The sequence below is a fragment of the Ciceribacter sp. RN22 genome (assembly GCF_024054295.1).
Classification (GTDB): Bacteria; Pseudomonadota; Alphaproteobacteria; order Rhizobiales; family Rhizobiaceae; genus Allorhizobium; species Allorhizobium lividum.
On record NZ_JAMXLD010000001.1, the window covers coordinates 48,899 to 62,536 of the forward strand.

16 protein-coding genes are annotated in these 13,638 nt (G+C 61.5%); 1 reads left to right on the plus strand and 15 read right to left on the minus strand.

Annotation, left to right across the window (positions count from 1 at the left end; all coding sequences use genetic code 11):
• Positions 1–4: 4 nt before the first annotated feature.
• On the minus strand, positions 5–1,246 hold the full coding sequence (locus tag NHF53_RS00200) for a carbohydrate ABC transporter permease (RefSeq protein WP_252832603.1): 1,242 nt from the start codon (positions 1,244–1,246) through the stop codon (positions 5–7).
• 94 nt (positions 1,247–1,340) lie between these two features.
• Positions 1,341–2,693, minus strand: a complete 1,353-nt coding sequence (locus NHF53_RS00205) for an ABC transporter substrate-binding protein (RefSeq protein WP_252832604.1) — start codon at positions 2,691–2,693, stop codon at positions 1,341–1,343.
• 276 nt (positions 2,694–2,969) lie between these two features.
• Between NHF53_RS00205 and NHF53_RS00210 the strand changes: the two genes are divergently transcribed.
• Entirely contained in the window at positions 2,970–3,995 is a 1,026-nt protein-coding gene (locus tag NHF53_RS00210; protein ID WP_252832605.1) for a LacI family DNA-binding transcriptional regulator, read from the plus strand.
• 26 nt (positions 3,996–4,021) lie between these two features.
• Here NHF53_RS00210 and folD read toward each other — a convergent pair whose 3' ends face one another.
• From folD to NHF53_RS00275, 13 genes are all read right to left on the minus strand, one after another.
• Positions 4,022–4,921 carry a bifunctional methylenetetrahydrofolate dehydrogenase/methenyltetrahydrofolate cyclohydrolase FolD gene (gene folD / locus NHF53_RS00215; RefSeq protein ID WP_252832607.1) on the minus strand — a complete coding sequence of 300 codons (900 nt, stop codon included), beginning with the start codon at positions 4,919–4,921 and terminating at the stop codon, positions 4,022–4,024.
• 155 nt (positions 4,922–5,076) lie between these two features.
• Positions 5,077–5,859: a WecB/TagA/CpsF family glycosyltransferase gene (locus NHF53_RS00220; protein ID WP_252832608.1), complete on the minus strand. Its 783-nt coding sequence runs from the start codon at positions 5,857–5,859 to the stop codon at positions 5,077–5,079.
• Positions 5,860–6,116: 257 nt separating this feature from the next.
• Positions 6,117–6,647, minus strand: a complete 531-nt coding sequence (locus NHF53_RS00225; protein WP_252832610.1) for a flagellar basal body-associated FliL family protein — start codon at positions 6,645–6,647, stop codon at positions 6,117–6,119.
• Positions 6,647–7,012, minus strand: coding sequence for a hypothetical protein (locus NHF53_RS00230; RefSeq protein ID WP_112689009.1), 366 nt, complete (start codon positions 7,010–7,012; stop codon positions 6,647–6,649). The genes NHF53_RS00225 and NHF53_RS00230 overlap by 1 nt, the downstream gene beginning before the upstream one ends.
• Before the next feature lie 22 nt (positions 7,013–7,034).
• Positions 7,035–7,589, minus strand: a complete 555-nt coding sequence (locus NHF53_RS00235) for a rod-binding protein (protein ID WP_114362533.1) — start codon at positions 7,587–7,589, stop codon at positions 7,035–7,037.
• 33 nt (positions 7,590–7,622) lie between these two features.
• On the minus strand, positions 7,623–8,033 hold the full coding sequence (locus NHF53_RS00240) for a hypothetical protein (RefSeq protein WP_252832612.1): 411 nt from the start codon (positions 8,031–8,033) through the stop codon (positions 7,623–7,625).
• Positions 8,034–8,043: 10 nt separating this feature from the next.
• On the minus strand, positions 8,044–8,793 hold the full coding sequence (fliR, locus tag NHF53_RS00245; RefSeq protein ID WP_114362531.1) for a flagellar biosynthetic protein FliR: 750 nt from the start codon (positions 8,791–8,793) through the stop codon (positions 8,044–8,046).
• Entirely contained in the window at positions 8,790–10,877 is a 2,088-nt protein-coding gene (flhA, locus tag NHF53_RS00250) for a flagellar biosynthesis protein FlhA (RefSeq protein WP_114362530.1), read from the minus strand. The genes fliR and flhA overlap by 4 nt, the downstream gene beginning before the upstream one ends.
• A 118-nt stretch (positions 10,878–10,995) precedes the next feature.
• Positions 10,996–11,262 carry a flagellar biosynthesis protein FliQ gene (gene fliQ, locus NHF53_RS00255; protein WP_112688999.1) on the minus strand — a complete coding sequence of 89 codons (267 nt, stop codon included), beginning with the start codon at positions 11,260–11,262 and terminating at the stop codon, positions 10,996–10,998.
• 48 nt (positions 11,263–11,310) lie between these two features.
• Positions 11,311–11,787 carry a flagellar hook assembly protein FlgD gene (flgD, locus tag NHF53_RS00260; RefSeq protein ID WP_252832614.1) on the minus strand — a complete coding sequence of 159 codons (477 nt, stop codon included), beginning with the start codon at positions 11,785–11,787 and terminating at the stop codon, positions 11,311–11,313.
• Entirely contained in the window at positions 11,778–12,227 is a 450-nt protein-coding gene (gene flbT, locus NHF53_RS00265; protein ID WP_112688995.1) for a flagellar biosynthesis repressor FlbT, read from the minus strand. The genes flgD and flbT overlap by 10 nt, the downstream gene beginning before the upstream one ends.
• The gene (flaF, locus tag NHF53_RS00270; RefSeq protein ID WP_114362528.1) at positions 12,224–12,571 is read right to left on the minus strand and encodes a flagellar biosynthesis regulator FlaF; all 348 of its coding nucleotides are present in this window, start codon (positions 12,569–12,571) and stop codon (positions 12,224–12,226) included. Before flaF ends, flbT begins: the two co-directional genes overlap by 4 nt.
• Before the next feature lie 37 nt (positions 12,572–12,608).
• A complete protein-coding gene (locus NHF53_RS00275) occupies positions 12,609–13,637 on the minus strand; it encodes a flagellar hook-associated family protein (protein ID WP_252832615.1) in 1,029 nt (342 codons plus the stop codon).
• Position 13,638 lies beyond the last annotated feature (1 nt).

Sequence of the window (13,638 nt, forward strand, 5' to 3'; positions counted from 1 at the left end):
TCGCTCAGCGCATTTCTTTGCGCGCGTTGTAGACGTTCCAGACCAGGATCGGCAGCACCAGGAGCATGATGACGATGGCGCTCGCCGAACCGACGCCCCAGTCATTGGCGCGGAACAGCTTGTCGTACATGTAGTTGGCGAGAACCTGTGTCTCCCACTGGCCGTTGGTCATGGCATAGACGATGTCGAAGATCTTCAGGACGACCAGCGTGATCGTGGTCCAGACGACGACCACCGTGCCCATGATCTGCGGTACCTTGATCTTGAAGAAGATCTCGAAATCGTTGGCACCGTCGATGACCGCCGCCTCGACGGTCTCTTCCGGTATCCCGCGCAGGGCTGCCGAGAGGATCACCATGGCAAAGCCGGTCTGAATCCAGATCAACACGACCATCAGAAAGAAACTGTTCCAGAAGGAAATGGTGAGCCAGGTCTGGGGCTGCCCGTAGGGAAAATCGAAGGCGAAGACCGAGTAGACCGAATGGAGGGAAAGATAGCAGAGCCACGCGCCGGCGCCGGTGATCGCCAGGCGAACCGGCACGCCTTGCCAGGAGCTTCCGCCGTGGTAGCCGACTCCCCAGACGAGCGGGCGAAGCGCCTGGTAGATGCCGTAGGCGACGAAGGCCGCAAACGCGAGCAGGATCAGCGCCGGCAGAAGACGCAGCACGAGGAAGGAACCCCAGCCTCCGTAGAAGGAAAGCCAGAGGGCGTTCAGGATACCGATCTGCTCCTGCCCGGCGGCACGCGTGTCATAGACCAGCTTGAAAATGACCGAGGCGCCGACAAAGGAAATCGCCATCGGCATGAAGATCAGGGACTTCGCGAGACTGCCCCATGAGATACGGTCAGTCAGCTGGGCGGCGAGAAGGCCGAAGGCGGTGGATGCGGCCGGCACCACGATCAGCCAGAGCATGTTGTTGCTGATGGCTTCCCAGAACTTCGATTCGTTCACCATTCGCTGATAGTTGGCGAACCCCACGAACGCGCCGCCGGCGCTGCGATCGGTGAGCGACAGCCACAGCGTCGCGAAGACGGGGTAGGCGAGATAAAGGCCGAGCGCGAAAAGAGCGGGAAACAGGAACAGCCACGGCCGAACCATATTGGCCCGATTGATGTTGCGCCCGGCGCTCGGGCCTGCCGCGGGGAAAAGAACACGGTCGAGGAAAACGTTCGACAGGTAGAAATAGGCGACACAACCACCGACACCGATGACGATCGTAACCAGAGCCTGCAATGCTGGATGCATGATGTCCTCCCCCGATGCTTGCCGTCCGGCTGCGCGGCTCTCCCGGGGCGCAACGCCCCGGGAGAACCGTCAGCAGCATTCGTCTCCGTAACGCTTACTTTATGGCGTCCCAGGACTTCTGGATGGACGCGGCGACATCTTCGGCGGACTTGCCACCGACATAGTCGACCATGCCGGTCCAGAAGCTGCCGGCGCCGACGGCACCCGGCATCAGGTCGGAAGCGTCGAAGCGGAAGGTGGTCGCCTGCAGCAGGATGTCGTTCATCTTGCGGACGGTCGGATCGGTGAAGACCTCGGTGTTGACCTTCTTGTAGGGGGTCAGGAAGCCCTTCTGCGCCATCCAGATTTCATGGGCAATCGGCGACTTCAGGAACTCGATGAAGGCGCGGGCAGCCTTGCTGTCCTTGGTGATGGTGAAGGTCGTACCGGCCCCGAGAACGGGATTGCCGAGATTTTTGTCGGCATAGGCCGGGAAGTAGAAGAAGTCGACATCCTGACCGACGACCGTGCCTTCGGGGAAGAAGGACGGGATAAAGGAGGCCTGGCGATGCATGTAGCACTGCGGGGGCGATGAGAAGAGGCCCTTCGGGCTGTCACGGAAATCCGTGGAGGCGACGGCTGCCGTGCCCCCGGCTACGAACTTGTCGTTCTTGGCGAACCAGCCGAACTCGTTGATCGCGTTGATGACAATCGGGTCGTTGAACTTCATCTCGTTGGAAACCCACTTGTCGTAGTTCTCCGGCGAGGTGGTGCGCAGCATCAGATCTTCGACCCAGTCCGTCGCCGGCCAGCCCGTGGCCGCGCCCGAACCGAGACCGATGCACCACGGCGTGCCGCCGTCGGCGACGATCTTCTCGGTCAACGCCTTCAGTTCCTCCATCGTCTTCGGCACTTCATAGCCGGCATCCTGGAAATTCTCCGGAGAATACCAGACGAGCGACTTCAGGTCGGTCTTGAAGGGAAAGCCGTAGAAATGCTTGGCACTGTCCTTGCCGGCATAGGTGCCGAGGTCGACCCAGGACTGACCGGCCGCATAGTTGTCCTTGAGCCAAGTAGCGTTGTCGTCGCCGAGATCGGTCAGGAAGCCGCGCTTTGCCATGTCGGACGCCAGGCCGGGCTGCGGGAAGATCGCGATGTTCGGAGCCGAACCGGCTTCGAGGTCGACGACGATCTGCTGCTCGAAGCTGTCGGAACCGGTGTAACGCACGTCGGCGCCTGTCGCCTCGGCAAAATAGGCAAGAACACTCTCGACCAGCTGCTGGTCGGGGCCGAGCCAAGGCCCGAAAATGGTGATCTGCTCGCCCTTGAGCTGCGTCTTCTTCAGCTCCTCGTAGCTCGCCCAGTTGAACTTGCTGTCTTCGCCGGGCTTGAACTTCAGCTCCGCAGCACCGGCGGACACGGCAGTCAGGGCGAGTACGGCAACGCCCAAAGTAAAGGCCTTCTTCATGTGATCTTACCTCCCATCACACTCTCCGTCGAATGAGTCGACGGGCCAAATTGTCAATAAGCGGGTCATTCAAAGCGCTTTGGCTTCTCAGTCATTTCACTTTGCGGGAAAAAGAGTCAAGCTCTTTTCGTCACGTCGGCCCTGGATGCCGCGTGCTTTCGCGATCACTCAAACAACGCAAGATTGCCTTTTTATTTTCTTGTTGTCAGCCCCCGGGCTGCTGCTAAATAGGCCGAGCGCCCCAAAGGAGCCGGCGCCCAGGAGGAGTGGCGGACCGTGAACCTCAAGCAATTGTCGGAACTTCTCGGCCTGTCGCAGACGACGATCAGCCGGGCGATCAACGGCTATCCGGAGGTCAACGAGGAAACGCGAAAGCGCGTGCTCAAGGCAGCCGAAGAGACCGGCTATCGCCCAAACCGTGCCGCGCAGCGCCTTGCGACCGGGCGAGCCGGGTCGATCGGCCTCGTGATGCCGGCCGCTCCCGGACACGCCTCCGACGTGCATTTCGGAGAGTTCCTGTCCGGCATCGGCGAAGAAGCGCTGAAGCACGATTTCCATTTCGTCATCATGCCTTCCCATCCGCGGGAGGAAGAACAGGCGATCCGCTGGCTGGTGGCGAGCGGTAGCGTCGACGGCTACTATCTCGCCTACATGCGCGAGAAAGATCCCCGCATCGCCATGGCGAAGTCGCTGCACGTACCCTTCCTGATCCACGGACGTTCACACGGCCTGCAGGACGACTATCCCTATCTCGACGTCGACAACGAGGGTGCGTTCCGCGATGCGACCGACCTTCTGCTCGATCTCGGCCACCGGCGGATCGCACTTCTCAACGGCCCGCGGGATCTGGATTTCGCCATTCGCCGCAAACTGGGCACCAAGGCGGCGCTCAAGGCGCGTGGCCTGTCGCTCGACCCCGCCCTCACCCACCACACCGCGATGACCGACGAACAGGGCTTCCGGCAGATGTCGGCGCTGCTGCAGGAAAAGGACCCTCCGACCGCAGTACTCTGCGCCAGTACCGTGCTGGCGCTCGGCGCCGTCAGAGCCATCAATCTCGCCGGCCTCCGGCTCGGGTACGATATCTCGCTCGTCGCCCATGACGACGTTCTGCCGCTTCTCAAGCCGGAAAATTTCACGGTCCCGCTGACGACCACCCGTTCATCGCTGAGGGCTGCCGGCATTCGCATAGCCGAGCGGCTGATCGCGCAGATCAAGCGGACGGAACCACAGCCCGCGGAGCAGGAACTCTGGAAGGCGGACCTCGTCATCCGCGCATCGACCGGACCGGCCCCGCGCTGAGCGGACCGGCCCCGGCGGGATCGCCGTCAGAATTTCGGCGCCGGCTTGCCTTCCGCCCGGTAGGCGGCGATGACCGTATTCGCCATCAGCATGGCGATCGTCATCGGACCGACACCGCCGGGAACCGGCGAGATAGCACCGGCGACAGGCGCGCATTCCGGGAAGGCGACGTCGCCGACGAGCCGTGTCCTGCCCTCGCCCCGCTCCGGTGCAGCGATGCGATTGATGCCGACGTCGATCACCGTCGCACCCGGTTTCACCCAGTCTGCCTTGACCATCTCGGGCCGGCCGACCGCGGCCACCAGGATATCGGCGTTGCGGGCAAGTGCCGGGAGGTCACGGCTGCGCGAATGGCCGATGGTGACGGTGGCATTGGCGGCGAGCAGGAGCTGCGCCATCGGCTTGCCGAAGAGATTGGAGCGGCCGATCACCAGCGCGTTGAGACCGGAGAGGTCGCGGCCGTGGATCGACCGGACGAGGATCATCGCCCCGGCCGGCGTGCAGGAGACGAGACCGGTCTCGCTGTCTCCCGTCGCAAGCTTGCCGGCATTGACGACATGCAGGCCGTCGACGTCCTTTTCGGGCAGGATCGACTGGATGACCTTTTCCGAATCGAGGTGCTTCGGGAGCGGCAGCTGGACGAGCACACCGTCGACCGACGGATCGGCATTGAGTTCCGCCACGAGCGCCAACAGCGCCTCCTGCGTCGTCTCCTCCGGGAGCGTATGCTGAACGGAGGTGAATCCGCACTCCTTCGCCATCCGGCTCTTGGAGGCCACGTAAGTCTGGCTCGCCGGGTCAGTGCCGACCAGGACAACTGCCAGTCCCGGCCTCCTGCCGGTATCCTTTTCCAGATCCGCGGCCGCTTTCGTCACTGCCTCGATGACCGAAGCTGCCGCCTTCTTGCCGTCAATAACCGTGGTCACGCTCATCCCCTCACGTTGGTTTGCTGCCGGCAAAGCTAGCGTCCGGGACGTAGCGCCGTTTGCCTGTGCCCGCCCTATGGTGTCAAAAAACGGCAATTGCAAGCGGAAACCAAGCGTGCCGGGCCGCGGGGACGCAAGCCAGAGACTGCTCCGGGTCACGACCTGTGATCGCGGCGCCCGGCAATCTTGTGCTGCATGACCCTCAGGAGGAAGACCGGAATGCCGACGACATAGCGGTACCAGAGACGCTTCGGCTCGATCCAGAGGCGATAAGCCCATTCCCATCGCAGCCGCCGCACCCACTCCGGTGCACGCGGAACCCGTCCGGCAAGGAAATCGAAGAGCGCGCCGACACCGATGACGACGCGGGCATGTTCCGGGGCGATGTTCCGGCCGATCCACTTTTCCTGCAGCGGTGTTCCCATGGCGACCAGCAGCACGTCGACCTTCGCCGCGGCCAGTTTTTCCAGCACCGCCGCACTGTCGTTCTTGTCGAAGAAGCCGTCGGCGATCTCGATGATCTCATGCCAGGGGCTGTGTTCCCGCAGCCGCGCCGCGGCCTTCGACAGAACGTCCGGATGGCCACCGATGAGGCCGACACGCTTGCCCACGGCCATATAGGTGAGAAGGGCGGGCACGAAGTCGGTTCCGTTGAGGTTTGCGGCAAACGGCACGCCGTTGAACGACTTCGACGCGATATCCATGCCGATCCCGTCCGGCAGGACGAGGCGCCCCTCGAGCACCCTGCGGTATTCCTCGTCGGCCAGCATGATGTTGGCGTTGTTCGCGTTGAGGAAGAATATCTGGGTCTGGCCGGAGGGCGAAGAAGCGAGATCGCTCACAAGGGCGAGCGCCTCCTGCCAGCTCATGTCGCAGACCGGGAATCCGAAAACCGTGCGATGCTGCGAGCAGGTTGTCTTCGTCGCGGCAGACGTCATTTCAAGCCCGCTCCGGCCCGGCCGCGGGAATACCGTTCGAAACCTCGGAAGGGAAACGCATCAGGCGACGGCATCGGACTCAGGCTCCGGGAGAACAATCGGAATTCCCTTAGCAGCTGAATATCACATTGCGCTTAAGAAAATCAGTCAAATGCACAGCGCCACATTAACCGCGCATTCCGCATTGGCCGAGGCGACTGCCCCGCGGAAGGATCGGAGGCCCTATGGACGACACGACGCGAAGCCGGTCGGCGCCGTCAGTGGGTGGCCGGATCCTGAACCTTCACACCTTCGACGATCTTGACGGGTGCGGCGGTCGGGCTCTTGGGCGCCTCGCTGGTGGCGCGGACATCTTCTTTCGACAGGTAGTCGAGCTGTTCGACGAGGACCTCGTCGACGAGGCCGTCTCCCAGCCGCTTGTTGATGTCGGCCTTTATCGCCTCACGGAACGCTGCGAGGTCGAAGGACTGGGTATCGGCGAGATCGACCATCTTGTTGCCGACGAGCAGCGTGAACAACTCATCGGTCATCACCTCGGTCATCGGCAGATTGGCGCCCTTGAGCTTCTCCTTGTTCACCATGAAGGAAATGCGCCCGAGGAAATAGCCTTTGACGCCTCCGCTGGCGATCATCGGAACCGTGATCGACTCTCCGCGGACAAGCTCCGTCGGCACTTTGGCGTCGGCTTCGGGTGCGGCGACGGGCGCCGTCGCCATGCGAACGGAGAAGAAGACCGCTCCGAGCGTGATGATGCAAACCCACAATCCGGCGAAGACGAGTTTGACCATCAGTTTTCGCTGTACCGGAACTGTTCCTGGGAGTAGGTGCCGTCAGCGTCGGCATCCCTGACTGCACCTTTGAGGAGATCGGCGACCGCGCGGACGGCGTGAAGGTGGGCCTCGACGCGCTGTGCGTTCAGGTCAAGCTTCTTCTTCAGGCTGTGCATCTGCTCGATGTAGCCCGCCGCCAGGTCGCGCGGATCGGAGTCGCGGCAGAGCATGGTGAGTTCGTAAAGGCAGCGACTCTTGTGCGCATTGGAAACCTTGAGGTCGAACTCCGGATCCTTGCCGATGCGCTGGTTCTCGTTGTCGATGATCATTTCAAGACGGCCGAGAACCGTCTTGATGCGGTAGTCGCTAGAGGTGACTTCCATTTAGAGCCCCAGATCCTGATTGTTATGCGCTGTGTTTTTCGGTTTCCGAGACGCCGAGCGTTCGTCGCTCGAGATCGGTCACCATGCTGAGAGCAACACTGCGGTCCTTCTCGTCGACGGCGGCGTTGACGACGCCCTTCGAACGGTGCCGCGCGAGTTCCTGCGAATACATCTGGTCGGCGATGCCGATACCGCCGTTTTCCGAGAGCACCCCGCCGATCTGCTCGGCCATCATGCTCTTCCACATCTCACCGGCATTGCCCTTGCCGTAGACGGCTTCCGCATCCGTCGGCAGCATGGACTTCACGAAGTTCTGCAGGACCACCGACTCGAAGTCGCGGTAGACCTTCGGCGTTTCGTCGTGTCCGGTCTTCTGCACGTTGCCGAGACCGGCCTTCGATGCAGCGCCGTCCAGGATGTCGACCGCCGCTCCGAAACCCGCCCCCTTCTCCGCAAGGCTGGTCGCGGCGAAGGCTGCCCGGTTCGCCTTCAGACGAGCCTGCGCCGCCTGTACGTCCAGAGGGTCGGCTGCCTGGACGACATCCAGAACGAGATCGCTCGGAGGTGAGATTGCCACGTGATCGTCCTCATTGCTTGTTCGCGGGGACTATCACTCCTGAAGCTTGCTGGAGGCTGGCGTCGCGTAGCGCATGTCGACGAGGTCGTAGATGGCGTTGTCGTCGGCCTCGCGATCCTCGTCCAGCCGGGCGTCTCGCCTGTTCTCCTCCAGGCGGTCGCCCTTCACACGCTCCCTGACGACCTTGGCCTCCTGCGCCTGCTGGATGCCGGCAAGCTGCTTCTCCATGTTCGCCAGGCGGTCGAAGCGTTCCGCATAGTTCTGGGCAAAAAGCCGATGAACGGGGTCGAGCGACCCGATGGCATCCATCACCGTGTGCATCGAGGCCACGACTTCGTCCCGCTGCCGGGCCGTATTGGAAAGGTCGCTCTCGGCCATGCGCTCCATGTGGCGCTGGACGGAGACGAGGCGGGCGAGCTTTTCCGATTTTCTGGTCGGTCCCATATCCCCGCCCCTATCCCAGGAATATGACTGCGAATTGCCCGGCGAACTGGCTGACCAGCGCGGCTATCGCGAAATAGAGGAGGAAGAGGCCGCCGATGATGAGGTAAGGCAGCGAAATGAAGTAGATGGGGATCTGCGGGGCGAGCTTGTTGATGAGACCGACGGAGAAGTTGAACATCAGCCCGAAAATGATGAAGGGGCTTGCCAGCCGCAGCATGAGATAGAACGTCGTGCCGAGGGTATCCGTCAGCGAAATCAACATTTTCTGCGCATCCGGGAAGACGCCAAGCGGCATCAGTCCGTAGGAATCGACGAGTGCGCGCAACACCGTGTGATGGAAGTCCATCACGAAGAGCAGCATGAGCCCCGCGAAGCTGATCATGTTGGTCAGCTGGTTCTCGCTGTTGTCCTCGAGGATGTCCGCGCCGCCCGGCGCATTGAAGCCGATCGACATCGAGATCGCCGATCCTGCAAATTGCAGGCCGAGGACGAAGAGCCGCGGGATCATTCCGTACATCGCGCCGACCAGGACCTCGCCGGCGACGATGCCGATGTAGCCGTAGCCGGCCGAGTGCACCTTGGGATAGATGCTGTCCCAGAGAACCGGCAGGATGGCGAGCGACACGGCAAGCGAAATGAAGAGCCGGATTTGAGGGGCGACCCTTGCCGACGAGAAACCGGGGAGAACCATCAGGCACGTCCCGATGCGGCAGAAGGCCGCAAACAGGGCGAGCACGGTCCCCTCGGGGTCGGTTATCATGAAATGGAGCCCAGTATCTTGATTTCGATGCCCTTGGCGAGTTCGACATGCGACAGAACCGGCAAGGTCGCGAAGAGGCGTTCGATGATCATGCGGACATAGGAGCGCGTTTCCGGAGACGTGACAAGCACGAAGGGCATGCCGCGGTCCATGAATTCACGGATTACTTTGCTCGCCTGCTCGCTGAATTCTTCCAGGCTGCGCGGATCGATGTCGAATTCGACAATCTCGCCCTTGGCATCACGCTTCAGTGCCTGGTGGAAAACGAGGTCCCATTTGCTGCCGAGCCGCAGCACCCGCAGCACGCCGTTGTCGGCGAGATCGCCGCAGAGCTGCTGGGCCATGCGCACGCGGACATGCTCGACGATCTGTTCGGTCTTGCGGACATGGGGAGCGAGTTCCGCAACGGCCTCCAGAATGAGGTGCAGGTTTCGGATCGACACACGTTCGGCCAGCAGAAGCTTCAGCACCGCCTGCAGTCCCGAGTACGACATGTGCGACGAACAGATCTCGTCCGCGAGCTTCTTGTATTCCGGATCGAGCCGGTCGATCAGTATCTTGACGTCCTTGTAGGAGAGAAGCTGCGGCAGGTTGTTCCGGATCACTTCGCTCAGGTGCGTCAGCACGACGGAGACGTTGTCGATCGGGTGGAAGCCTTCGCGTTTGAGGTCTTCGGTAAACGCTTCCAGAACGGAAACCGCCGGCATGCCGAAAGCCGGCTCCCGGATTTCATCACCCGGCACCTTCGGTTTGCGGCCGGAGCCGGTGATGACCAGCACTTCCCCGACCCGAAGCTGGTTGGAGGCGACTGTCGTGCCATGGATGCGGATCTGATAGGCCTTTTCCGGGATGGCGATATCGTCGGAGACCTTGATCTCGGGAACGACAAAACCGTACTGGCTCGCGAACTTTCGGCGCATCTTGCCGACGCGGAAAGCGAGTTCCTGGTGAGCGCCGAGCAGCCGGGTCGAAACGAGCTTGCCGAGCGCCAGCTCGATCTCGGCGGTCTTCAGCACCGACTTGACCGAGTCCTTCTCGGCCTCCTTGGTCTGGATGACCTTCTTCTCCTCCTGCTCACGCTTCAGCTTGTTCTCCGCTTCGATCTGGCGCGGAATGAACCAGCTGCCGAAGGCCATGATGCCGCCGAGCGCAAGGAAGGGCACCAACGGCAGGCCGGGAATGATCGACAGCAGCACCATCAGGGCCGCCGCAACGGACAAGGCGCGTGGGTATCCGCTGAGCTGGTTGACGACGGCCTGATCGGTTGAGCCGGGCGTTCCTCCGCGCGACACGAGAAGGCCGGCGGCAAGCGAGACGATGAGCGCCGGCACCTGCGACACGATACCGTCGCCGACCGACAGCTTCACGAAGACGTCTGCGGCTTGGCCGATTTCCATGCCGTGGCGGAAGTAGCCGATAACGATGCCGCCGAAAATGTTGATGGCGGTGATGATGAGGCCGGCGATGGCGTCACCGCGGACGAACTTGGAAGCACCGTCCATGGCGCCGAAGAACGAGCTTTCCTGCTCGAGTTCGTGGCGGCGGCGCTGGGCTTCCTTCTCGTCGATGATGCCAGCCGACAAGTCGGCGTCGATCGACATCTGCTTGCCGGGAATGGCATCCAGGGTAAAGCGGGCGCCGACTTCCGCGATGCGCGTGGCGCCCTTGGTGATGACGATGAAGTTGACCGTCACCAGGATCATGAACACGATCAGACCGATGACGAAGTCGCCAGACATCACGAGGCTCGAGAAGCCGGCGATGACACCGCCGGCAGCCGTGTGCCCTTCATTTCCGTGAGAAAGGATGACGCGGGTCGTCGCGATGTTGAGCGACAGCCGGATCATTGTCGAAATGAGCAGAATGGTCGGGAAGGACGAGAAATCGAGGGGCCGCTGTATCCACAACGAAACCATGAGGATGAGAACGGAAAAGGCGATCGAGAAGGCCAGTCCCATGTCGATCAGGAATGGCGGAATCGGCAGGAACAGGATGCAGAGAATGCCCACGATGCCGAGGGCGAAGCCGACGTCGCGGCCGTTTGGGCTCACCTTCGGAAGGGGGACTGCAGTGGGTTGTGCCATAACTCGTTCCGTCTCTTCATGAGAAGGCGGCCGAAGGCTGGACGCAGTCGGCCGTATTCACATGAAGGCTTAGGAGACGAAGCTTGCGCGAGGGTGGCAGAGCAGACGGAGCGCCCGCCTAGAAACCCGACTGCACGCGCGAGAAGACAAGATTCGAAAAGAGGGCGATCTGGCCGCCGACGAAAGGCGCGCTGATGCCGATCACGATGAGGATCGTGACGATCTTCGGAACGAAGGTGAGCGTCATTTCCTGAACCTGGGTGAGCGCCTGGATCAGGGCGATCACCACGCCGACGATCATCGCCGCGAGCACGGCGGGACCTGATGCCACAAGCACCGTCCACACCGCGGCCTGCATGATGTCCAGGGCGTCGGCCTCATTCATCGAGCGGGAATCCCTCTTCCTGGCGCGGGAATCACATCCCGCGCGTCCTCATGCAGAGGTATCAGCACCGTCCCCCGACGTCGAGGGCTTGCCGACCGTCACGCCGACCGTGATCGGGACTTCCTTCCCGTCGGTCGTGGTCGCAACCATCGTGTCGGCATAGACGCGGACCGACTCGATGATGCCGGTGGTCTTGCCGTCGGCACTGGTGATCGTCTGGCCGATGTAGTTCGAGGCGGCATTCAGCGCATCACCGGTGATCAGCGTTTCCAGCTTGGCATTGGTCTGGATCGTCTGTTCGACCTGCGAGAAGGTGGCGAGCTGCGCGATCTGCTCCGTCGCATCCATCGGATCGGTCGGATCCTGGTTCTGCATCTGCGCAATCAGCAGCTTCAGGAAGGAGTTGTAGTCGAGCGAGGCTGCAGCCGCGGCATCCGACGCCGACTTGTCGTTCGTCCCCGTGGTCTTGGTGGTCGACGCCGCATTGTTTGTGCCGGCCGCCGCGTTTACGCCGCTTACCGCCATGGTGCCATCTCCTTGCTAATCTGCTCCACCGTCGCCGGCGCGATCTCCTGGTTGTTGAGGATGCGATCCTCGATCGGATAGAGGCCACGGATCGCCTTCAGGGCATCGAAGGCACGGCCGGAGGTAACCATGCCGTCGACCCGCTTGAGTTCGGCCAGAACCTCGTCGTTCTGGAAGCAGGCGAGCAGCATGGTGATCGACTTGCGGAACATGGCCATCGATTGTTCGCGGCCCTCCGGGTTGATCAGCATCATCTGTGCGATGAAGTAGAGCTGCCGAAGCGGAGTGGTGGCGTCTTCCGGCTGCAGGACGTGATTTTCGAGCAGGAAGGTAACGTCGTTGAGGAACTCCAGCGCGACCTTGCGGTCGACACGCAGCACTGCGCCGTTGATGAAGATGCGTTCCCCGGATTTGAGAGAGATGCGCAGTGTACTTTTCATTTCAGTCCATCCCTGATGATGGTTGTCACGTCGATTACGCTCTGGAAATTGTTGGACTCGCGCTTCCTGATCCGATCACATTCCTTCAAGATCCAGATGGCTATGGAAATCAGGTTGGCGCGCAGCTCCGCTCCGAGCTCGTTCTCGGGCTGCTTCAAGTCCTCTATGAGGCGGATCCAGACCCGGCGGGTATAGAAGAGCGCCTCGATGGCATTGCGGGAATACTCTTCGTCATCGCGTGCCTTCTCGAGCAACTCGATCGATCGCGACAGCGCCTGCCGTTCACGGTCCTTGGCGTTCGAGACGTCATCTTCCATGATCTCGGCATATGTGAACTGATACATTCAACTGTCCTTCATAGTCATGGCTTCCCTTTGATCATCAAAGGTAGTTCACGAGACTCAACTGCTGGATCTTGGAGGTCAGGGTGTAGGATGCCTCTGCGAGCGACAGGAGATTGTTGACCCGCGTCGAGGCTTCGTATGCATCGACCTCCACCCGGTCCGCCTTTGTCGTATCGAGAATGTTGATCTGGATCTGAAGCGACGTATTGGCCTTTTTCACCCGACTCTGGGAAAGGCCAAGCTGCGTGCGCTGTTCGTTCAACCCGGCGGTAGCCTTGCTGATGTATGCGATTGCCTTGTCGGTGACGACCGAACGCACGCTTTCATCGAGGTTCTGGCCGAGCAGTTCTTTCGCAACCACGGCAGCGAGCGCGAAATAGCGCATCCCGTTCTCGTTGGCGCTGGTCGAGGTCTCTACGACTTCGCTCTGGCTGATGCGGCTCGTCATCACCGCATCCGCGGCGCTCGACCAGTCGGTCGTCCAGCCCGCTCCGGTATACATAGGCTCGATCACGTTGGTGATGAAGTCGTCCATCTCGGCGGCGGTCTTCGGCGCCGACCACGGATAGGCGGCATAGGCCGCATCGAAGGAGGCCTTCGCCGCCGAACCGGCGTCATACTCGGCGAGCGGCTGCACGTCGGTATTCACGCCCGAGAACAGGTACTCGCCGCTGAACGACGTGTTGGCCAGATTGGTGAAGTTCGACAACACGTTCGAGACGGTGTTGACGGCCACGTCGATGGTGGTCGTCGTGCCGGACTGACCAAGCGCGATCAAGGCGTCCTGCATTTCCTGCGCGGAGGTCGCCATCTGGTTGAGCGCTTCCTGCGAAGCATCCAGACGTTGGGTGACGATCGCGTTGGTGTCGATCATCGAGTGCAAACGCATGCTGTCACGGGTCAGGTCGAGAACCCTGGACGTTTCGCTGCCGATGGAGGCTCCGACATCGGCATACATGCCGGTCGTTACCTCTTGCTGCGCCTTGATGAGTTCGGCCTGTGCCTGACGGATCGTCAGGCGCATCGAAGTCTGGATGGAGAGGTTCGAAACGTTGCTCGTCGACATC

What these genes read in the sequence shown, in the direction of transcription:
- NHF53_RS00275 (WP_252832615.1), bottom strand. Translation starts at nt 13,637, where the DNA reads ATGTCGACGAGCAACGTTTCGAACCTCTCCATCCAGACTTCGATGCGC.
- fliQ (WP_112688999.1), bottom strand. Translation starts at nt 11,262, where the DNA reads ATGAATGAGGCCGACGCCCTGGACATCATGCAGGCCGCGGTGTGGACG.
- flgD (WP_252832614.1), bottom strand. Translation starts at nt 11,787, where the DNA reads ATGGCGGTAAGCGGCGTAAACGCGGCGGCCGGCACAAACAATGCGGCG.
- NHF53_RS00220 (WP_252832608.1), bottom strand. Translation starts at nt 5,859, where the DNA reads ATGACGTCTGCCGCGACGAAGACAACCTGCTCGCAGCATCGCACGGTT.
- NHF53_RS00205 (WP_252832604.1), bottom strand. Translation starts at nt 2,693, where the DNA reads ATGAAGAAGGCCTTTACTTTGGGCGTTGCCGTACTCGCCCTGACTGCC.
- NHF53_RS00240 (WP_252832612.1), bottom strand. Translation starts at nt 8,033, where the DNA reads ATGGGACCGACCAGAAAATCGGAAAAGCTCGCCCGCCTCGTCTCCGTC.
- flhA (WP_114362530.1), bottom strand. Translation starts at nt 10,877, where the DNA reads ATGGCACAACCCACTGCAGTCCCCCTTCCGAAGGTGAGCCCAAACGGC.
- fliR (WP_114362531.1), bottom strand. Translation starts at nt 8,793, where the DNA reads ATGATAACCGACCCCGAGGGGACCGTGCTCGCCCTGTTTGCGGCCTTC.
- NHF53_RS00225 (WP_252832610.1), bottom strand. Translation starts at nt 6,647, where the DNA reads ATGGTCAAACTCGTCTTCGCCGGATTGTGGGTTTGCATCATCACGCTC.
- flaF (WP_114362528.1), bottom strand. Translation starts at nt 12,571, where the DNA reads ATGTATCAGTTCACATATGCCGAGATCATGGAAGATGACGTCTCGAAC.
- NHF53_RS00200 (WP_252832603.1), bottom strand. Translation starts at nt 1,246, where the DNA reads ATGCATCCAGCATTGCAGGCTCTGGTTACGATCGTCATCGGTGTCGGT.
- flbT (WP_112688995.1), bottom strand. Translation starts at nt 12,227, where the DNA reads ATGAAAAGTACACTGCGCATCTCTCTCAAATCCGGGGAACGCATCTTC.
- NHF53_RS00230 (WP_112689009.1), bottom strand. Translation starts at nt 7,012, where the DNA reads ATGGAAGTCACCTCTAGCGACTACCGCATCAAGACGGTTCTCGGCCGT.